A 17,117-nucleotide genomic window follows, 5' to 3' on the forward strand; every position below is an offset into this window, starting at 1 on the left:
CCCCTCCCCCTGTTTCCCCCGTCCCCCCGGTGGCGACCCCCGGTCCCCCGATCCGGGGGTCGCCACCGGTCAGTCCGTCGCGATCGCCGCGAGGACGTTCATCCGCCCGGCCCGGAAGGCCGGGATGAGGGCGGCCAGCAGGCCGATGCCCACCGAGACCGCCAGCGTGAGCAGGATCGTGGCGACCGGGACGGAGAGCGACTCCAGACCCTGCGTCCGCAGCACCCGCTGACCGGTGACGCCCCAGGCCAGGCCGAGCACGGTGCCGAGCACCGCGCCGAACAGGGCGATCACCATCGACTCCAGGCGGATCATCCGGCGCAGCTGGCGGCGGGAGAGCCCGATCGCCCGCAGCAGGCCGATCTCGCGGGTCCGCTCGACCACCGAGAGCGCCAGGGTGTTGACCACGCCGAGCACCGCGACCACGATCGCCAGGAAGAGCAGCCCGAGGATCATGTTGAGCAGACCGTTGATCTGGTCCTGGACGAGCTCCTTGTAGCCGGCCTGGTCACGGACATTGGCCTGCGGGTACTCCTTGAGCGAGTCCTCCAGGGCGGTGAGCGTCCTGGCGACGTCCGCCCCGGCGGCGGCCTTGCCGAAGAGCACGGCGTCCACCGGCAGGTCCGCGGCCGGCACAGCCTCGGCGACGGCGTCGAGCGAGGCGAAGGTGTTGCCGTCGAAGAGCGAGTTGCCCTTGGTCATGATGACGCCGACCGGCAGCGACTGGACCCGGCCCTGGCCGTAGTCGATCGTGATGCTGTCGCCGACCTTGAGGCCGCGTTCCTTGGCGAAGTCCTCGCCGACCGCCAGCGACCCCTGCTTGAGGGAGTCGGCGCTGCCCTCCTTCACCGGCAGCCGGAAGTCCTCGGTGAACCGCGCGGAGACCGCCGAGACGCCCTGCTCCGAGGTCTTGCCGTCGGGGGTGGTGAAGTGCGCGGGCAGGGACTTCTGCTCGATGACGTGGTCGATGCCCGAGGTCCCGCGGACGGCGTCGACGATCTCCGGGGAGACGCCGTTGCGGCCGGCCTGGACGATGTAGTCGGCGCCCACCGAACGGTCGAGCTGCTCATTGGTGGACTTGATCATCGAGGAGGTGAAGACCGAGGCACCGATCACCAGCGCCAGTCCGATCATCAGCGCGGCCGCGGTGGCGCCGGTGCGGCGCGGGTTGCGCATCGCGTTGCGCTGGGCGAGCGTGCCGGACGGGCCGAACACGGTGGGCAGCAGGGCGCCGAGCACCCGCACCACGGTGGTGGCCAGCAGCGGGCCGAGCACCACGAAGCCGACCAGGGTGAACAGCACGCCCAGCCCGAAGTACCGGCCGCCGGTGATCATCTTCTCCGCGCCGGAGGCCAGCACCAGCAGACCGCCGCCACCCGCCGTCAGCACCAGGCCGATGACCGCCCGGACGGTGTTGGAGCGGGCCTCGGCCGGGGTGCCGTGGTCGCGCAGCGCGGCGATCGGCGCGATCCGGCCGGCCCGGCGGGCCGGTATCCAGGCCGCGAGCACGGTGATCACGATGCCCACCGCGTACCCGGCGACGAAGACGTCCGTGCCGACCTTCAGGTCCCCGGCGTCGAGGTGCATGCCGGCCGCGTTCATCAGCTGGATCAGCCCGACCGCCAGGCCGAGGCCGGCGCCGATGCCCACGGTGGACCCGAGGGTGCCCAGGAGCAGCGCCTCCACCAGCACCGAGCGGTTGACCTGCCGGCGGCTGCCGCCGACGGCGCGCAGCAGCCCGATCTCCCGGGTGCGCTGGGCGACCAGCATCGAGAAGGTGTTGATGATCAGGAAGCCGCCGACCAGCAGCGAGATGCCGGCGAAGCCGAGCATCGCGTACTTCATGAAGTCCAGGAAGGAGCCGACGCTGTCGCTGTTCTCCGCCTTCTGCTCGGCGGCCGTCTTGGCCTGGACGCCGGCGCCGAGCCCGGCCAGCGCGGCGGACTTGAGCTGCTCGTCGGAGCGGCTGCCGTCGCCGAACGCCTCGACCGAGGTGTAGGCGGTCTGCCCGAGCAGCACGCTCTGCGCGGTCTCGGTGGACAGGAAGGCCAGCGCCGCACCGGGGTTGGTGGTCTTGAAGGTGGCGATGCCGACGATGGTGAAGTCGTGCTTGTCGGCGGTGATCACGCGCAGCCTGCCGCCCAGGCCGAGCTTGGCCTTCTTGGCGGTGTCCGCGTCGATGACGACCTGGTCGGCGCCCTGCGGGGCGTGGCCGGAGGTGATCTCGACCGCGTTGCGCGGGGTGTCCGCCCAGTTGCCGACGATCGTCGGGGCGCCGGAGGTCGGGCCCACCGCCTTGTTGGTGGCCGCGTCGGCCAGGGTGGCGTTCTGCACCGACACCTGGCCGATCGCCGACTTCACGCCGGGGATCGCGGCGACCTTCCGGACGCTGTCGACGGGTACGGTCAGCGTCTTGCCGCGCGGATCGAAGCCGAACTCCGGCTTGGCGGGCCCGACCGAGAGGTCGGAGGCGGTCGACGCGAAGAGCTTGTCGAAGGTGCTGGTCGCGGTGTTGGAGAACACCAGCGTCCCGGACACGAACGCGACCGACAGCACGACCGCGATCAGCGAGAGCAGCATCCGCCCCTTGTGGGCGAGGAAGCTCCGCAGTGACGTCTTGAGCAGCATGGTCCTGTCCGCCCCTGCCCGCTCAGCTGGTGCGCTTGCCGTCGAAACGGCGCATGCGTTCGAGGACGGAGTCGGCCGTCGGGGCGTGCATCTCGTCGACGATCACGCCGTCGGCGAGGAACAGCACGCGGTCCGCGTAGCCGGCGGCGACCGGGTCGTGGGTGACCATCACGATGGTCTGGCCCAGCTCGTCGACGCTGCGGCGCAGGAAGGAGAGCACCTCGGCGCCGGAGCGGGAGTCGAGGTTCCCGGTAGGCTCGTCGCCGAAGATGATCTCGGGCCGGGCGGCCAGTGCCCGGGCCACCGCGACGCGCTGCTGCTGGCCGCCGGAGAGCTGGGTCGGACGGTGCTTCAGCCGGCCGGAGAGGCCGACCGTCTCCACCACCCGGTCCAGCCAGGCCTGGTCGGGCTTGCGGCCCGCGATGTCCATTGGGAGCGTGATGTTCTCCAGGGCGTTCAGCGTCGGCAGGAGGTTGAAGGCCTGGAAGATGAAGCCGATCTTGTCCCGGCGCAGCCTGGTGAGCTGCTTGTCCTTCAGACCGGTGATCTCGGTGTCACCGATCCAGATCCGCCCCTGGGTCACCGTGTCCAGCCCGGCCAGGCAGTGCATCAGGGTCGACTTGCCGGAGCCCGAGGGGCCCATGATCGCGGTGAAGCGGCCGCGCTGGATGTCGACGTCGACCGCGTCCAGGGCGGTGACCCTGGTCTCGCCGGAGCCGTAGGACTTGGTCACCTGACGAGCCGAGGCGGCGACGGCGGCGGCACCGCCGGGGAGCTGGGGGTCGTACACGGCTGCTGCTGCCGTCGTCACTGTCGTCTCCTAAGAAGTGGGCCCACCCGTTGCCCCCAGCCTCGTCCGTTCCACCCGTCCGGCGACATCGCGCAGGGGATAGTTTTCGACCGGGAGTTAGCTACACCCTGCCGGTGCACCGGGGGCCCGGACCCGATCGCGCCGGGTCCGCCTCGGACCGGCGGGGATGTGATCCACGTTAGGAGCCGGGCGCTCGCGCCTCGTCATCCGACGGTAGGAAGCGGCCCAACCGGAGTTGTACGGGGTGCCGGCCCCCTCCCCCTAGGGGTCGGCCGGGGCCCGGTCAGGGTCCGCCCGTAGGGAGGCCCGCCGGGGCGAAGGCCCTGCTGGGGCGAGGGGCCCGCCTACGCCGGGGCCCCGCCCGGCGGGTCGCCGGACGGGGCCTGGGGGTGCGGGGGCCGGCGCGCCGGGCGCCGGCCGGGCGTCAGGAGGCCAGGGCCGGGGCGGCCCGGCGCTCCAGGGCGGCCGCGAACCCGTCCACGACGGGGCGCAGCAGCACGTCGGTCTCGCGCTCGATCACGGTGGTGCCGTCCTCCCGGACGGTGATGTGACGGTCCAGCACGAACCAGCCCTGGGTGATGTGGTCGGCCCCCATCGAGCTGAGCACCGGCCGCAGCGCGTAGTCCACCGCCAGCACGTGCGCGGTGGAGCCGCCGGTGGCGAGCGGCAGCACGGCCTTGTCGCGCAGCGCGTACTGCGGCAGCACGTCCAGCAGCGCCTTGAGCAGGCCCGAGTAGGCGGCCTTGTAGACCGGGGTGCCGATCACCACGCCGTCGGCGGCGGCGAAGAGCTCCAGGGCGGCCGCCAGCTCGGGGTGCGACAGGTCGGCGGAGAGCAGCGCGTGCGCGGGCAGGCTGCGCACCTCGAAGGGGACGACGCGGTGGCCGCGCTCCTCGAGCCGCGCGTCGACGAGGCGCAGCAGTCGGGTGGTGCGGGAGGTCGGGGACGGGGAGCCGGAGACGGACAGGACGGTGGCCATGGGGTTCACCTCGGGGAGGAAGCGGGGCGGCGCTTCAACGGCGCGGGGCACTCACCGGGCGCGGGGCGCGCCGGTCGGCGGACGGCGACCGGCGGGGCGACGGGCAGCGGTGAGCGCGCTGCGCGGGCAGCGTCGGGAAGGAAGGAGGAGGAAGGTGGTGGGGTTCGACGGGCGAGCGTCAGCCACAACAGAGCGAACAGGACACACGCAGAAGGTCGACGTGCCGCCGACGCGTGAGGGTCCATCGCTGATCCATGGCAGTCATGCAAACACGCACCGTTCCGGGCGGTCAAGGATCGTCCCGTCAGACGAACACCAGGTGAGACGGATGGTGAGACGGGGGCGCGGGGGACCTGGTCCGGCGGGCGCCGGGAACACACCCGTCGGCACCTTGCCGCGGAACGATCCGGTGCGTGCATCAAAACTGCTACAAGGGCCCTGGTGGGGGCCCCGGGGGGAGTCACCGGTCCCGGCGTCGGGCATCCTCTCCCACATGAACACGTGGCAGGAGGGCCGCCCGGGGGGCGGCGGGAACCCGTACGGCGGCGGCAACGGTGGCGGTGGCCCGGCGTACGGGCAGGGCGGCGGCGCCGAGCGGCCGCTGCCCGCCTCGCTGAACCCGCGCGGGCCGGGCGCCCCGGCGCCCCGGCAGCCCCAGCCGCAGGCGCAGCCGCCCCAGCAGGCGCGGCAGCCGCAGGCGCCCGGGTACGGGCCCCCGCAGGGCCACGGCCCCGGCCCGGGGCGGCCCGGGCAGCCGGGCCAGGCCGGTGCGCGGCCGGGGGTCCCGGGCCAGGGCGCCCCCGGCGGTCCCGGCGGTCCGGGGACGCCCGGCGGTCCGATACCCCCCGGCGGGCCGCAGGCGCCCGCCGCCGCCCGCCCCTCGCGCTGGCCCCGGCGCCGGATCGTCAAGTGGTCGGTCTTCGGCGTGCTGATCGCCCTGATGCTGACCGCCGTCTCCACCTGGTTCTGGGCGGACTCCAAGCTCAACCACGAGGACGTGCTCGGCGACTACCCCGGCCGGCCGGCCGCGGGCAAGGGCACCAACTGGCTGATCGTCGGCTCCGACAGCCGCAACGGCCTCTCCGACTCCCAGGAGGAGGACCTGCACACCGGCCACGCGGGCGGCAAGCGCAGCGACTCGATGATGATCCTGCACATCGGGGACAACGGGAACACCCTGATGAGCATCCCGCGCGACTCCTGGGTGCCGATCCCCGAGCACCCCGGCGAGAACGGCAAGCCCGTCAAGTCGACCACCGCGAAGATCAACTCGGCCTTCGCGGCGGGCGGCGGCAAGCTGCTCGCGCAGACCGTGGAGACGAACACCGGCATCCGCATCGACCACTACGCCGAGATCGGCTTCGCCGGCTTCGTGGGCATCGTCGACTCGGTCGGCGGCGTGGACATGTGCATCGAGCAGGACGTCAAGGACAAGGACTCCGGCCTCGACCTCAAGGCCGGCTGCCAGAGCCTCGACGGCACCCAGGCGCTCGCCTTCGTCCGCCAGCGCCACCAGATGGCCGACCAGGACCTCGGCCGGATGCGCAACCAGCAGAAGTTCCTCGGCGCGCTGGCCAAGCAGGCCGCCTCGCCGGCCACCGTGCTCAACCCGTTCACCTTCTACCCGCTGGTCTCCTCCGGCCTCGGCACGCTGATCGTCGACGACGACGCCGGGCTGACCGACCTGGGCTCGCTGTTCCTCGCCATGAAGGACGTCAACGGCGGCAGCGGCAGGAGCATCACGGTGCCGATCGCCAACCCGGACTTCAAGACCAACACCGGGGAGTCGGCGGTGAAGTGGGACACCGCGAAGGCCAAGCAGGTCTTCGACGCCTTCCGCAACGACACCGCCGTGCCGGACGTGAAGTAGCCGCCGACACGCGCGACCGGGCGTGACGGTCCGGCCACAATGGGTGGATGCCACTCGTCACCGCGCTGATCTACCGCCGCCGCCACCGCCTCCTGGGCCGCCTGGTCCAGGAGGCGCTCGCGTTCTACGGGATGGAGGTGCCGGCCGCGGCCGAGATCGGGCCGGGCCTCGTCGTGTTCCACCGGGGCTTCGGGACCGTGCTGCACCCGTACACCACGCTCGGCGCCGGGGTGACGCTGTACAACGGCGTGACCGTCGGACGGGCCGACCCGTGGGTGCCGCAGGAGGAGAGCGCGATGCGGCGGGTGGTGGTGGAGGACGGCGCGGTGCTGTGCGCGGGCGCCAAGGTGGTGTGCAAGGAGGGTGTGCTGACGGTCGGCGCGGGCACCGTCGTGGGCGCCAACGCCGTGCTGACCCGCTCGACGGGGCCGGGCGAGATCTGGGCCGGCGTCCCCGCCCGCCGGGTGGGCCTGCGGGCGGGGTGGCCGGCGGCGGCCGCGACGGCCTAGGCGCCGGGCCGGGCGTCGGGCCGGGCGTCGGGCCGGGTGTCGGTGAGCTGGGTGTCGGTGAGCTGGGCGCGGAAGACCGCGCTGTTGAAGTAGGCCCTGGCCTCGCGGATGAGACCCTCGTCGTCGAGTTCGTAGACGTTGATGCCGGACCAGTTGACCGGGCGGCCGTCCTGGGCGACCGCCGCGCCGCTCCACGCCACCGCGACGCTGCGGCCGACGGTGTGCGCCTCGCGCGGGGTGAGGCCGAGGAAGGGGTCGAAGCCGGGGAGGACGGAGGCGATGAACGCGCGGATCGCCTCCCGCCCGACGATCGGCTCGCTGCCGACCGGGTCGTGGAACACGCCGTCGGCGCTGAAGGCGTCCGCCCAGGCGTCGGCGTCGCCCTGCTGGGAGGCGTGGAAGAACCGGAGCACGGCGGGGGGCATGGCGGGGAAGGTCATGACGGGTTTCCTCTCGGACGGGCGGGACTCGCGGGCGGGGCGGACGGTGCGGACGGGACGGGACTCGCGGACGGGGCGGACCGGACGGAGGGCCGGCGGGCGGGGAGCAGGGCGCGCGCCAGGGCGAGGGCCGCACCGGCCGCCGTCAGCGCGCAGACGCCCGGCCAGCCGGCGGCGCCGTACGCCCTGACGCCGAGCCAGGAACCCGCGCTGCCGCCGAGGAAGGAGCAGGTCATGTACGCCGTGTTGAGCCGGCTGTGGATCTCCGGCGGCAGGGCGAACAGGCGCGCCTGATTGGCGACCTGGTTGGCCTGGACGGCGGCGTCGAGCAGCAGCAGCCCGAGCGCCAGCCCGGCCACGCCCACCGGACCGCCCGCCGAGCCCGCCGTGAGCACGGCCGCCGCCAGGAGGGCGGCGAGCAGGCAGCAGAGGTTCACCCGGTCCGCGCCGTACCGGTCGGCCCGGCGCCCCGCGGCCGGGGCGCAGAACACGGAGGCGGCGCCCAGCAGCGCGAGCACGCCGACGGCCTGCGGGCCGTAGCCGTAGCGCGGACCGGTGACGAGCAGCGCGAGGCTGGTCCACACGGCGCTGAAGCCGCCGAACAGGCAGGCCTGGTAGAACGCGGAGCGGCGCAGTCCCGGTTCGGTGCGCAGCAGGCGGACGGTGTCGGCGAGCAGCCGGCGGTAGCCCGGGCGCTCGCGGGCGGGCGCGGGCGGCTCCCCCGGCAGGGCGGCCCGGAGGGCGACGGCGAGCAGGACGGCGAGCCCGGCCGCGACCAGGTAGGGGGCTCGCCAGCCGAGGGCGCCTCCGAGCAGCCCCCCGAAGGTGCGGGCGAGCAGCACCCCGGCGATCAGCCCCGCCTGCAGGACGCCGATCACGGCGCCGCGGCGCGCGCCGTCGACGAGTCCGGCGGCCATCGGGACCAGCAGTTGCGGCACCACGGTGGCCGCGCCGACCACCGCGCTCGCGGCGACCAGCGGCCCGAGCGCCGGGGCGAGTCCGGCGGCGAGCAGGCCCGCCGCGGTCACCGCGAGCAGCACGCTCAGCAGGGGCCGGCGGGGCAGCCGGTCGCCGAGCGGGACGAGCAGGAAGATGCCGGCCGCGTAGCCGAGTTGGGCGGCGGTGGCGATGGTGGCGGCGGCGCCGGGCGGCACGTCGAGGCCGTCGGCGATCAGCGGGGTGAGGGCCTGCGGGAAGTACACGTTGGCGACGGCGACGCCGCAGGCGAGCGCCATGACGAGCGGGGTGCCGCGGCGCAGGGGCGGTGTCGGCGGGGCGGAGCGGTTCACGGTTGCCGTCCTGGGTCGAGGAGCGGAGCACGCATCCGAACGAACCAGTTGGTTCGCTCGGTTCGACAGGATGCTAGGAGCGAGGATCTCTCGACGTCAAGCGAACCGTCCGGTTCAGTCACCGCTACGATGACGGCATGGCGTACGACGCGAAGGCCACCCAGCAGCGCATCCTCGGCGCGGCGACCGACGAGTTCGCCCGGTACGGCGTCGCCGGCGCGCGGGTGGACCGGATCGCCACCGCCGCACAGGCCAACAAGCGGGCGATCTACGACTACTTCGGCGACAAGGACGGGCTGTTCGCGGCCGTCCTGGAGCAGTTGATGGCCGACCTCGCCGAGGCGGTGCCGCCCGCCCCGGCCGCGGGCGGGGACGCGGCGGCCGCGGGAGACGGCGCGGCTGCCGCGGGGGGTCCGGCCGCCGACCTGGGCGCGTACGCCGAGCGGCTGTTCGACTACCACCGCGCCCACCCGCAGGCGCTGCGCCTGCTGATGTGGGAGGCGCTGCAACTGGGCGAGGAGTCCGTCCCCGGCGAGGAGCGGCGCACCCGGCACTACGACGACAAGGTCCGCGCCGCCGCCGCGGCCACCGGCCGCGACGAGGAGCAGGCGCGCACCCTGCTGTTCCTCACCATGGGCCTGGTCGGCTGGAGTCTGGCGATGCCTCAGGTGCGGCGGATGGTCCTCGGCGAGGACGCCTCCCCGGAGCGACTGCGCGGCGCGGTCGCCGACGCCGTCCGCCGCCTCACGGGCCGGGACGGCTAGGGCAACCGTCGCGCGGGGCTCAGTGGGCGACCACGCCCGGGAGGTGGCCGGTGGCGCACTCCGCGTAGCGGTGCACGGGCTCGCCCGGCCAGCCGTCGCCCTCGCCCACGACACCCTCCCGCTCGCCCGCGAAACCGTGGTGGATCACCTGGCCGCCGCGCCCGTCCGACCAGCAGGCGCGGGTCAGATGGACGACGAGGGTGGCCGGGTGCTGCGGCAGGGGGCGCTCCAGGACGAGTTCGCGCAGCCCCGCCCCCGGCGGGAAGGTCACCACGGCCTCGCTGGTCCGCAGCCGTGCCCGGCGCGGCTCGATCTCCACCGCCCAGTACGCCGACACGGTGACCTCCAGCCGCCCGTCGAGGCCGCCGCCGTCCGGCCGGACGTACTCCTCGTCGGGGACCCAGCGCGCGTGGTTGCGGATGTCGTCCGGGCCGAACCATTCCGCCCAGGTGACCCAGTAGCCCGCCACGCGCTTGATCGTCATGTCCTCGCGGACGATCCGGACCGGGATGCGGGTCAGGCTGGCGGGCTCGCTCAGCAGCAGGACGCGGCCGTCCCTGTCGACCCGGAGGTCCCCCTGCGGCTCGAAGGAGAGGACGGTCACCTGCTCGAAGGTCACCTCACCGTCGTCCTTACGTCGACTGGTCTGCCTCATGAGTGAACCACCTTGCCAGGGAACGGAGTTGAACGACCCACGGCCACCCCCGCGGCGGGCCGGACGCGTCTCGCGCAGCATACGGTGCACGGTCGGTCGCGGCGCGTGATTCCGGCGAATCCCCGCAGACCAGGGGGCGCGCGGCTATCCTGCGCCTGCACATGCCGCCGCGCGCGCCCCTGGCCGCGTCTGCGCGCCGGGAACACGCCCGCGCGACGGTGTGCCGGGCGGCGGTACGCGTCGGCCGCGCGCCCCACGGAAGGAGCCCACCCCGATGGGCGACGCACACTGGCGGGAGCTCCGCCGGGAGCCGATCCACAGCGCCTACGGCCGCGGCGCCGACCGGGTGACCTTCGAGATGCCCGACGGCCGGGAGGAGGTCTTCCACCTCGCCAACGAGTACGCGGCCGCGGCCGTCGTCGCCCTGACGCCGGACCACCGCATCGTGCTGACCGCGCAGTTCCGGCCCGGCCCGCAGACCGTGCTGTACGAACTGCCGGGCGGCGTGGTGGAGGCGGGCGAGTCACCCGAGGCGGCCGCCGCCCGCGAACTCGCCGAGGAGACCGGCTACCGGGGCGAGGTCTCCCTCGTCACCGCCACCTGGCACGACGCCTACTCCAACGGCGTGCGCTACGCCTGCGTCGCCACCGACTGCACCCCCACCGCCCGTCTCGCGCACGACCGCAACGAGTTCATCGAGGTGGTGCTGATGGACCTCGCGGAGTTCCGCGACACCGTGCTGCGCCGCGGCCGGCTCTCCGACGTCGGCCCCGCCTACCTGGGCCTGGACCGCCTCGGCCTGCTGTAGAGCCGGACGGCGCCCTCCGGCCATCGGCCCCCGGGCCCAGGGCCCGCCCGTTCAGTCGCGGGGTGCGGCGAACTCGCGGAGGTACGCGCCGGCGTAGGCGGCCGCCTCCTCGCGGCTGGTGCACGGGGCGGCGCCGGGGGCGGGGGTGCCGCGGGAGCCGTCGGCGGCCTGCGCGGTCCAGGTCCAGTGGCCGGTGGCCAGGTCCTGGGTCAGCTCGGCCTCGCCGTCGAAGAGTTCGAGGAGCACGGGGGCCGCGCCGGCGGACGACGGGCGGGGGACGGCGTCGGGCCACTTCTTGCGGGCGCCCTGACGGGTGATGCCCCAGGCGGCGCCCAGTTGCTCGTAGCTCGCGCCGTGCGAGCCGGCGGTGCCGGCGGCGACCGCCGTCAGCCGCTTGACCTCGGCGTCGACCAGCTTCCAGCCGGCGAGCACGGTGAGCGCCACGTCGGCCGGGTCGCCGTCCCACATGCGGTGCTCGGGCTGTCCCGTCGCCCGGGCGCGGAGGGCCGAGGCGAGCGGGTTGAGGGCGTCCAGCAGGGCGGTGGCGAGGGCGGTCTGCTCGTCGGGGGTGATCTCGGGAGTCGACATGCGACAACCATAGTTAACAATCAAGGTTTTGGTAACTGAAGTTGTCGAACGGGCCGGCGCAGGAAGTCGGACGGGCCGACTTCCTGCGCGGCGGCGGGCATCAGCGGATGTAGACGCTCCGGCCGGCGATCGGCGCGTAGGTCTCGCCGGGGGCGAGCACGTGCTCGATCTGCCCCGTGCAGCCCGAACCCGTCCAGACCTGGACGCCCGAGTCGGTCAGGTTGGTCACCGTCGGGCGGACGAAGTCGCCCAGCTGGAGGCACCCGCTCGGGTCCTGGTGCGCGGAACCGTCGATGATCAGCACCCCGTGGGCCGCGTACGCGGTGTTCGGGACCGCGACGGCCAGGGCGGCCGCCGCCAACCAGGCCCCGAGAACGGTGACGGTGCGTCGCTTCATGCGTCCACTCCCCTTCGGCCGGAGCGGGACCGCCCCGTTGCGGCCCCGCCGGTGCGGTTCAAGGTAGTGAGGCGATGACGCGCGGCGACGGAACGACGGGCGCGGCGACACGGACCTGGAACGGGAAGTCGGACGGGCCGACTTCCTGTGCGGCGCCGGCCGTCACACCCGGGCGCCGGGATCCGTCACGCCTTGCACCGCGACGGTGCGGGGCCCTTGGTGTACCCAGGTCCCGGAAAGAGTGTCCCGAGGTCCAGTGATCGGGGAGCGGCCCTGCGGCAGTCTTGGGTGCGCAAGGGCAGCACACGAAGAAGCCGGCCGCGAGGCCGGTACGAGGGGGGAACGGTCGTGAGCGACGACAACACCGTTACGGGGAACGGGAAGCGGGACACCGGGCGGGGACCGCTGCGGCTGCTCCGCCCGCTGCTCAACGCCTTACGGGCCACGGTGCACAGTGCGGCGCTGGCCGCCTTCGTGGTGCCGCAGATGGCCCTGCTCATCGCGGCCTCCTTCGCCGGCGGCCTGATGGGCCTCGGCGTGGGCATCCTGCTGGTGCCGCCGCTCGCCCTGGCGGTCCGCCGGCTGGCCGGACTGCGGCGCACCCTGGCCGCCCGCTGGTCCGGCACCGAGATCCGCGAGCCCTACCTGCCGCAGCCGGAGGCCGAACCGGGCTTCCGCGGCCTCTGGGCGCGCTCCCGGACGGTCCTGACCGACCCGGCCACCTGGCGGGACCTGAGCTGGCTGCTCGTGGACCCGGCCGTCGGCTTCACCCTGCTGCTGCTCCCGCTGACCGTCATCGGCTACGGCGTGCTCGGCGTGCTGTCGCCCTGGATCTGGGAAACCCTGGCGGCCCACGGCGGCGACAACACGTTCCTGTGGGTGCACATCACGGACGCCGACAGCGCCCGGACCGCCGCCCTGCTCGGGCTTCCCGTCGTCCCGGCCGGCCTGGCGCTCGCCCCCGCCGCGCTGCGCGCCCACACCGCGATCGCCAAGGCGCTGCTCGGCCCGACCGCCCACGCCGAGGCACTGGCCGCCCGCCGCAAGGTCGCCCACCTCACCGAGACCCGGCGCGACGCGCTGAACGCCCAGGCCGCCGAACTGCGCCGGATCGAACGGGACCTGCACGACGGCGCGCAGGCCCGGCTGGTGGCCATGGGCATGAACCTGGGCGTCGCCGAGCGGCTGGTCGAACGCGACCCGCAGGCCGCCAAGCAGCTGCTGGCCGAGACCCGCCAGGCCTCCGCAACCGCCCTCGACGAGCTGCGCGACCTGGTTCGCGGCATCCACCCGCCGGTCCTGGCGGACCGCGGACTCGTCGACGCGGTACGGGCGTTGGGCATGAACAGCCCGCTGGACGTGACGGTCTCCGCCGACCTGCCGGGCCGCCCCGAGGCGCCGGTCGAGTCCGCCGTCTACTTCGGCGTCTCGGAAGCCCTGGCCAACGCCGCCAAGCACTCCGGCGCGGCCCGCGTGGACGTCCAACTCTGGTACGCGGACGGCCTGCTGAAGGCCCAGGTCACCGACGACGGGACGGGCGGCGCCGACCCCTCGCGCGGCACCGGACTGCGCGGCCTGGAGCGCCGGCTTGCTACCTTCGACGGACTCCTGGCCGTCCGCAGCCCGCACGGCGGCCCCACCACCCTGACCATGGAGCTGCCGTGCGCGTTGTCCTCGCCGAGGACCTCTTCCTCCTGAGGGACGGCCTGGTCCGGATGCTGCAGGCCTACGACTTCGAGGTCGTGGCCGCGGTGGACACCGGACCGGACCTCCTGCGGGCCCTGCTCACGGAGCGCCCCGACGTGGCGGTGGTCGACGTACGGCTGCCCCCGACGTTCACCGACGAGGGCCTGCGGGCCGCACTGGAGGCGCGACGGCACCTGCCCGGACTGCCGGTGCTGGTGCTCTCCCAGTACGTCGAGCAGCTCTACGCCAAGGAGCTTCTCGCCGACGGGCACGGCGCGATCGGCTACCTGCTGAAGGACCGGGTGTTCGACCCCGACCAGTTCGTGGAGACGGTCCAGCGGGTGGCGGCGGGCGGCACCGCGCTCGACCCGCAGGTGATCGCCGCGCTGGTCGGCAGCACCGGGCACAGGAAGCCGCTGGACCGGCTGACGCCCCGGGAGCGCGAGGTGCTGCAGCTGATGGCGGAGGGGCGCTCCAACGGCGCGATCGCCGAGCGCATGGTGATCACCGAGCGGGCGGTGAAGAAGCACACCACCAATATCTTCCTCAAGCTCGACCTGCCGCCCTCGGAGGAGGACCACCGCCGGGTGCTGGCGGTGCTGGCCTTCCTGGAGGTCGCCTCCTAGGACCTCCCTTTCGGAGGGGCCCTACGCCCGGGGCGGCGGGGCGCGCTACGCCGCGAGGAGCGGCGCGAGTTCGGCGGCCCACTCCGGGTACAGGGCGACCTTCTCCTCGTGCAGGGCGAGGATCCGCCCGGCCAGAGCGGGCGTCATGTCGTCGGACAGGTCCGGCCCGATGGCGATCCTGGCGAGGTGGGGCAGGATCTCCGGGTCGCCGGCCAGGTGGACCGGGTCGTGCATGTAGCGCCGCAGGGCCGGCAGGTCGGGGATGCCCACGCAGTAGGCGTGTGTGAAGCCGTCGGGGTCACCGAGGTTCTGGCCGACGGTCGAGAAGACGACGGACTCGACGGAGGCGGTGCGCCGCATCTGGACGAGCACGTGCTCCCGCTCCTCGTCGGTCGCCGTCTCCTTGAACGCGAAGCGCAGCATGTGAACGATCACGCCGGTCCCACCCCTTCAACTTGAACTGGTTGGTTCAGAAATCTGTTCTTTCTGGTTCAGCCCTAGACTGAACCCATGGGTTCAGAAGTGTCAACCGGCAACGGGCGCACAGCCCGTGGGCGCGACGAGCGGCGGCAGGCGATCGTGGACGGTGCGTTCGCGGTGTTCGCGCGGCGCGGTTACGCGCAGACCTGCGTCCAGGAGGTCGCCCAGGAGGCGGGCGTCGCCAAGCCGACGGTCTACAACCACCTCTCCGACAAGGAGAGCCTGTACCGCGAGGCCGTCGAGTCGGCCGCCGACCGGGTCGGCGCGCGGGGCCTCGCCGCCATGGACGGACTGCGCGAGGTCGCGGCGGACGCCGACCCGCGCGAGGGGCTGCGGGCCGTGGGCCGCGGTCTGCTGCGGGTCTGCCACGACGAGGACGCGCGCGCTGTCCACCGACTGGCGGGCGCCGAGGCCGCACGGTTCCCGGACCTGCCGGCGAGCGCCCGGGAGCGGACGGCCCTGCGACTGCGCTCCGCCCTCGCCGACCGCCTGGCCCGCCTGGTCCTCGCCGGGCGCCTGCGCGCGTGCGACCCGGAGACCGCCGCCGAGCACTTCCTCGCCCTGCTCACCGGCCCGCTGGAGTACCGGCCCGACGCCGATCCGGACGCCGTCGCGGAGGCCGCGGTGGAGGTGTTCCTCCGCGCCTACGGGGAGGTGCGGGGGTAGCGGCGCCGACCGGAGAGCCGCCCCGTTCGTCCACGTCACTACCCTGGGCGGCAAACGCGGCACCGTGTCGCGCGATGCCGGGGGTGGACATGGGACGGGTACGACGGGCGGCCGGAACGCAGACCTTCACCGACCTGCTCCGCCATCCGGGGCGCCTCGCCGAGCAGTTCACGGGAGCCGGCGCAGGGCGCGCCGAGGCGGACGTGAGGGCTCTGCACGCGGGTGAGGCCCGCGAGGTCACCGCCTTCCTCCGTGACGGCGAACGCTTCCGGCAGGGCTCACTGCTGCTGGACCCCGTCGCGGCCCCACCGGGGGCGTGGCGGCCGTTCCGGGTGTTCGGCCGGGCCGGTGAGGGGGTCGCCCTGGTCGGACGGCACGGTCTGACGGCGCTGTCGGACAGCGCGGTCAGATGGCGCGGGCGGCGGTGCGGAGGCGGTGTTCGGCGGGGGCGACGTGGGGTGGGGTGGTGGTGAAGAGGACGCGGAGGGGCGAGGCTGCGGTGAGGGTGGTGGCCGCCGCCGCGTCCAGGATGGCCAGGAGGGTGGAGAGTTGGGTGGGCGGCTCGTCGGCGAGGAGGGCGTCGGCGGCCGTGACCAGGACGAGGAGGTGGGTGGTGGTCCCGGCGCCGGGCGGGTGGAGGATGTCGTGCAGGCACTCCTCGAAGGCGTCCCAGTTGCGGCCGAAGTAGCTGGGGAAGGCCAGGGATTCGGCCCACTCGGTGAACAGGGCGGCCCTGGTGCGGCAGTGGTCGCCGCGGACGAGGCGGAGCCGGTGGGTGCCGGTGGCGAACCCGGCCCAGGGCCGGCCGGGCAGGAGGTCCCACCGGGCCGGGCCGAGGGGCGCGTCGGGCGTATCGGCCGCGTCGGGCGTGTCAGCAGCCATCGGAGATCTCGCGGAAGTCGGCGTAGTGGTCGGCGGTGTACCAGGCATCGCCGGTGGTGGCGTCGCGGACCAGGCGCTCGGCGTCACGGCGGGTGGTGGGCGTCGGGCGGGGGTTGACGTCGTACTCGCGGTAGGTGCCGCCGGACGGGAGGTCGCCGCTGCGGTTGCCGTACGGGTTGCTGCCGCGGACGTACTGCGGGCCGGGGAGGCGGAAGTCGACCGGCTGGGGGTTGCCGGGCCAGCCGAGGGTGCGCCAGGTGCCGCAGGCCCGCGCGACCTGGGGCGGGAAGTCCTCGACGGGGAGCGGGGGTTGGATGATCGCCCGAGTGGCGGGGACCGACCAGGCGGGGGCGGCGGGAAGGACGGAGCAGGCGAGCGCGAGGACCAGGGCGGCCCGGGCCGGACGGCGGAGGGTCATGAGTACCCGTTTCGGTGCGAGGGGCGGCTGCATCGAAGGGGTACCGCGCGGGGGTTGACCGGACGGGCGGGCGCGCCGCGTCAGGCGCACCCACTCACCCGTCCGGGTGGGGTGGCAGGCGGGCGGTCGCCAGCCGGAGAGACGTCAGCCGGGGAGAGTGAGGACGACCTCGTCGATCTCCTCGCCGCGAGCGTTCGCGAAGCCGCGCTCACGGCGGGTCACCACGAATCCGCACTTCTCCAGGACGCGGACGGAGCCGCCGTTGTCGGCGGCCACGCGGGCGTGCAACGGACGCTCCAGCAGGGCGGCGAGCAGTTCGCGCAGCGCGGCGGTCGCCGCCCCACGGCCCCAGTACTCGCGCCCGATCCAGTACGTGACCTCGCGTTCCTCGGGCGGACCGAAGACGCCGACGTGACCGAGGACTTCCCCGTGCACGCCGACGACGGTGCGCACGAGGACGGCCGGATCGCGGCGGAGCCGCTCCCAGTGCGCGTCGAACCACGCGCGGTCCGAGGGGTCCTCGGCGGTGAACGCCGCCAGGCGGATCCCCTCGGGGTCGCTCGTCTGGGCGAAGAGGGCGGGCAGGTCGCCGTCCCGCACTTCGCGCAGGGTGACGTCCAT

At 74.1% G+C, this 17,117-nt stretch carries 20 protein-coding genes; 7 read left to right on the plus strand and 13 right to left on the minus strand.

The annotated features are described in order from the left end of the window. Positions 1 to 69 precede the first annotated feature (69 nt). The 4 genes from ACFVVU_RS17275 to ACFVVU_RS17290 all read right to left on the minus strand — a co-directional run bounded on the left by ACFVVU_RS17275 (position 70) and on the right by ACFVVU_RS17290 (position 4,683). A complete protein-coding gene (locus tag ACFVVU_RS17275) occupies positions 70 to 2,628 on the minus strand; it encodes an ABC transporter permease (RefSeq protein WP_387790683.1) in 2,559 nt (852 codons plus the stop codon). A 22-nt stretch (positions 2,629 to 2,650) separates the two neighbouring features. Next, a complete protein-coding gene (locus tag ACFVVU_RS17280) occupies positions 2,651 to 3,439 on the minus strand; it encodes an ABC transporter ATP-binding protein (protein ID WP_380682494.1) in 789 nt (262 codons plus the stop codon). A gap of 424 nt (positions 3,440 to 3,863) precedes the next feature. Further along, positions 3,864 to 4,418 (minus strand): NADPH-dependent FMN reductase, encoded by a 555-nt coding sequence (gene ssuE, locus ACFVVU_RS17285; RefSeq protein ID WP_380682492.1) that lies wholly within the window; start codon positions 4,416 to 4,418, stop codon positions 3,864 to 3,866. Positions 4,419 to 4,596: 178 nt separating this feature from the next. Next, positions 4,597 to 4,683, minus strand: a complete 87-nt coding sequence (locus ACFVVU_RS17290; protein ID WP_350554585.1) for a putative leader peptide — start codon at positions 4,681 to 4,683, stop codon at positions 4,597 to 4,599. A gap of 228 nt (positions 4,684 to 4,911) precedes the next feature. Here ACFVVU_RS17290 and ACFVVU_RS17295 point away from each other — a divergent pair, with 228 nt between their 5' ends. Both ACFVVU_RS17295 and ACFVVU_RS17300 read left to right on the plus strand, forming a co-directional pair. Then, a complete protein-coding gene (locus ACFVVU_RS17295) occupies positions 4,912 to 6,288 on the plus strand; it encodes an LCP family protein (RefSeq protein ID WP_380682491.1) in 1,377 nt (458 codons plus the stop codon). 47 nt (positions 6,289 to 6,335) lie between these two features. Continuing rightward, positions 6,336 to 6,797, plus strand: a complete 462-nt coding sequence (locus ACFVVU_RS17300; protein WP_380682490.1) for a hypothetical protein — start codon at positions 6,336 to 6,338, stop codon at positions 6,795 to 6,797. Here ACFVVU_RS17300 and ACFVVU_RS17305 read toward each other — a convergent pair. Beyond that, entirely contained in the window at positions 6,794 to 7,237 is a 444-nt protein-coding gene (locus tag ACFVVU_RS17305; RefSeq protein WP_387790684.1) for a nuclear transport factor 2 family protein, read from the minus strand. The genes ACFVVU_RS17300 and ACFVVU_RS17305 overlap by 4 nt on opposite strands. Further along, the gene (locus ACFVVU_RS17310) at positions 7,234 to 8,472 is read right to left on the minus strand and encodes an MFS transporter (RefSeq protein ID WP_387790874.1); all 1,239 of its coding nucleotides are present in this window, start codon (positions 8,470 to 8,472) and stop codon (positions 7,234 to 7,236) included. Before ACFVVU_RS17310 ends, ACFVVU_RS17305 begins: the two co-directional genes overlap by 4 nt. A gap of 191 nt (positions 8,473 to 8,663) precedes the next feature. Between ACFVVU_RS17310 and ACFVVU_RS17315 the strand changes: the two genes are divergently transcribed. Then, positions 8,664 to 9,290, plus strand: a complete 627-nt coding sequence (locus ACFVVU_RS17315) for a TetR family transcriptional regulator (protein WP_387790685.1) — start codon at positions 8,664 to 8,666, stop codon at positions 9,288 to 9,290. Positions 9,291 to 9,309: 19 nt separating this feature from the next. On the opposite strand, the gene ACFVVU_RS17320 is transcribed toward ACFVVU_RS17315, so the two are convergent. Continuing rightward, positions 9,310 to 9,945: a hypothetical protein gene (locus tag ACFVVU_RS17320; protein ID WP_380682487.1), complete on the minus strand. Its 636-nt coding sequence runs from the start codon at positions 9,943 to 9,945 to the stop codon at positions 9,310 to 9,312. A gap of 274 nt (positions 9,946 to 10,219) precedes the next feature. Between ACFVVU_RS17320 and ACFVVU_RS17325 the strand changes: the two genes are divergently transcribed. Then, positions 10,220 to 10,753 (plus strand): NUDIX hydrolase, encoded by a 534-nt coding sequence (locus tag ACFVVU_RS17325; RefSeq protein ID WP_387790687.1) that lies wholly within the window; start codon positions 10,220 to 10,222, stop codon positions 10,751 to 10,753. A gap of 51 nt (positions 10,754 to 10,804) precedes the next feature. On the opposite strand, the gene ACFVVU_RS17330 is transcribed toward ACFVVU_RS17325, so the two are convergent. Then, entirely contained in the window at positions 10,805 to 11,341 is a 537-nt protein-coding gene (locus ACFVVU_RS17330; protein WP_387790689.1) for a hypothetical protein, read from the minus strand. A 100-nt stretch (positions 11,342 to 11,441) separates the two neighbouring features. Next, the gene (locus ACFVVU_RS17335) at positions 11,442 to 11,738 is read right to left on the minus strand and encodes a hypothetical protein (RefSeq protein WP_380682484.1); all 297 of its coding nucleotides are present in this window, start codon (positions 11,736 to 11,738) and stop codon (positions 11,442 to 11,444) included. 348 nt (positions 11,739 to 12,086) lie between these two features. On the opposite strand from ACFVVU_RS17335, the gene ACFVVU_RS17340 reads away from it, so the two are divergent. Both ACFVVU_RS17340 and ACFVVU_RS17345 read left to right on the plus strand, forming a co-directional pair. After that, positions 12,087 to 13,436, plus strand: a complete 1,350-nt coding sequence (locus ACFVVU_RS17340; protein ID WP_387790690.1) for a sensor histidine kinase — start codon at positions 12,087 to 12,089, stop codon at positions 13,434 to 13,436. After that, positions 13,400 to 14,050: a LuxR C-terminal-related transcriptional regulator gene (locus ACFVVU_RS17345; protein WP_380682482.1), complete on the plus strand. Its 651-nt coding sequence runs from the start codon at positions 13,400 to 13,402 to the stop codon at positions 14,048 to 14,050. The genes ACFVVU_RS17340 and ACFVVU_RS17345 overlap by 37 nt, the downstream gene beginning before the upstream one ends. Positions 14,051 to 14,095: 45 nt before the next feature. On the opposite strand, the gene ACFVVU_RS17350 is transcribed toward ACFVVU_RS17345, so the two are convergent. Continuing rightward, the gene (locus ACFVVU_RS17350) at positions 14,096 to 14,485 is read right to left on the minus strand and encodes a Dabb family protein (RefSeq protein WP_387790692.1); all 390 of its coding nucleotides are present in this window, start codon (positions 14,483 to 14,485) and stop codon (positions 14,096 to 14,098) included. A 75-nt stretch (positions 14,486 to 14,560) separates the two neighbouring features. Here ACFVVU_RS17350 and ACFVVU_RS17355 point away from each other — a divergent pair, with 75 nt between their 5' ends. Beyond that, complete coding sequence (locus tag ACFVVU_RS17355; RefSeq protein WP_387790694.1) at positions 14,561 to 15,196, plus strand: TetR/AcrR family transcriptional regulator; 636 nt, start codon at positions 14,561 to 14,563, stop codon at positions 15,194 to 15,196. Between the two features lie 405 nt (positions 15,197 to 15,601). On the opposite strand, the gene ACFVVU_RS17360 is transcribed toward ACFVVU_RS17355, so the two are convergent. The 3 genes from ACFVVU_RS17360 to ACFVVU_RS17370 form a co-directional block, all read right to left on the minus strand. Beyond that, positions 15,602 to 16,078: a barstar family protein gene (locus tag ACFVVU_RS17360; RefSeq protein WP_387790696.1), complete on the minus strand. Its 477-nt coding sequence runs from the start codon at positions 16,076 to 16,078 to the stop codon at positions 15,602 to 15,604. After that, on the minus strand, positions 16,068 to 16,496 hold the full coding sequence (locus tag ACFVVU_RS17365) for a ribonuclease domain-containing protein (RefSeq protein WP_387790698.1): 429 nt from the start codon (positions 16,494 to 16,496) through the stop codon (positions 16,068 to 16,070). Before ACFVVU_RS17365 ends, ACFVVU_RS17360 begins: the two co-directional genes overlap by 11 nt. 144 nt (positions 16,497 to 16,640) lie before the next feature. Next, complete coding sequence (locus tag ACFVVU_RS17370; RefSeq protein WP_387790700.1) at positions 16,641 to 17,117, minus strand: GNAT family N-acetyltransferase; 477 nt, start codon at positions 17,115 to 17,117, stop codon at positions 16,641 to 16,643.

It is taken from the genome of Kitasatospora sp. NPDC057965, from assembly GCF_042887135.1.
Lineage (GTDB): Bacteria > Actinomycetota > Actinomycetes > Streptomycetales > Streptomycetaceae > Kitasatospora.

Bases quoted from the DNA above. Each gene is read 5' to 3' on its own strand.
- ACFVVU_RS17320 (WP_380682487.1), bottom strand. From the start codon at position 9,945: ATGAGGCAGACCAGTCGACGTAAGGACGACGGTGAGGTGACCTTCGAG.
- ACFVVU_RS17365 (WP_387790698.1), bottom strand. From the start codon at position 16,496: ATGACCCTCCGCCGTCCGGCCCGGGCCGCCCTGGTCCTCGCGCTCGCC.
- ACFVVU_RS17310 (WP_387790874.1), bottom strand. From the start codon at position 8,472: ATGGCGCTCGCCTGCGGCGTCGCCGTCGCCAACGTGTACTTCCCGCAG.
- ACFVVU_RS17335 (WP_380682484.1), bottom strand. From the start codon at position 11,738: ATGAAGCGACGCACCGTCACCGTTCTCGGGGCCTGGTTGGCGGCGGCC.
- ACFVVU_RS17315 (WP_387790685.1), top strand. From the start codon at position 8,664: ATGGCGTACGACGCGAAGGCCACCCAGCAGCGCATCCTCGGCGCGGCG.
- ACFVVU_RS17330 (WP_387790689.1), bottom strand. From the start codon at position 11,341: ATGTCGACTCCCGAGATCACCCCCGACGAGCAGACCGCCCTCGCCACC.
- ACFVVU_RS17355 (WP_387790694.1), top strand. From the start codon at position 14,561: ATGGGTTCAGAAGTGTCAACCGGCAACGGGCGCACAGCCCGTGGGCGC.
- ACFVVU_RS17295 (WP_380682491.1), top strand. From the start codon at position 4,912: ATGAACACGTGGCAGGAGGGCCGCCCGGGGGGCGGCGGGAACCCGTAC.
- ACFVVU_RS17300 (WP_380682490.1), top strand. From the start codon at position 6,336: ATGCCACTCGTCACCGCGCTGATCTACCGCCGCCGCCACCGCCTCCTG.
- ACFVVU_RS17305 (WP_387790684.1), bottom strand. From the start codon at position 7,237: ATGACCTTCCCCGCCATGCCCCCCGCCGTGCTCCGGTTCTTCCACGCC.
- ACFVVU_RS17290 (WP_350554585.1), bottom strand. From the start codon at position 4,683: ATGACTGCCATGGATCAGCGATGGACCCTCACGCGTCGGCGGCACGTC.
- ACFVVU_RS17325 (WP_387790687.1), top strand. From the start codon at position 10,220: ATGGGCGACGCACACTGGCGGGAGCTCCGCCGGGAGCCGATCCACAGC.
- ACFVVU_RS17360 (WP_387790696.1), bottom strand. From the start codon at position 16,078: ATGGCTGCTGACACGCCCGACGCGGCCGATACGCCCGACGCGCCCCTC.
- ACFVVU_RS17275 (WP_387790683.1), bottom strand. From the start codon at position 2,628: ATGCTGCTCAAGACGTCACTGCGGAGCTTCCTCGCCCACAAGGGGCGG.
- ACFVVU_RS17370 (WP_387790700.1), bottom strand. From the start codon at position 17,117: ATGGACGTCACCCTGCGCGAAGTGCGGGACGGCGACCTGCCCGCCCTC.
- ssuE (WP_380682492.1), bottom strand. From the start codon at position 4,418: ATGGCCACCGTCCTGTCCGTCTCCGGCTCCCCGTCCCCGACCTCCCGC.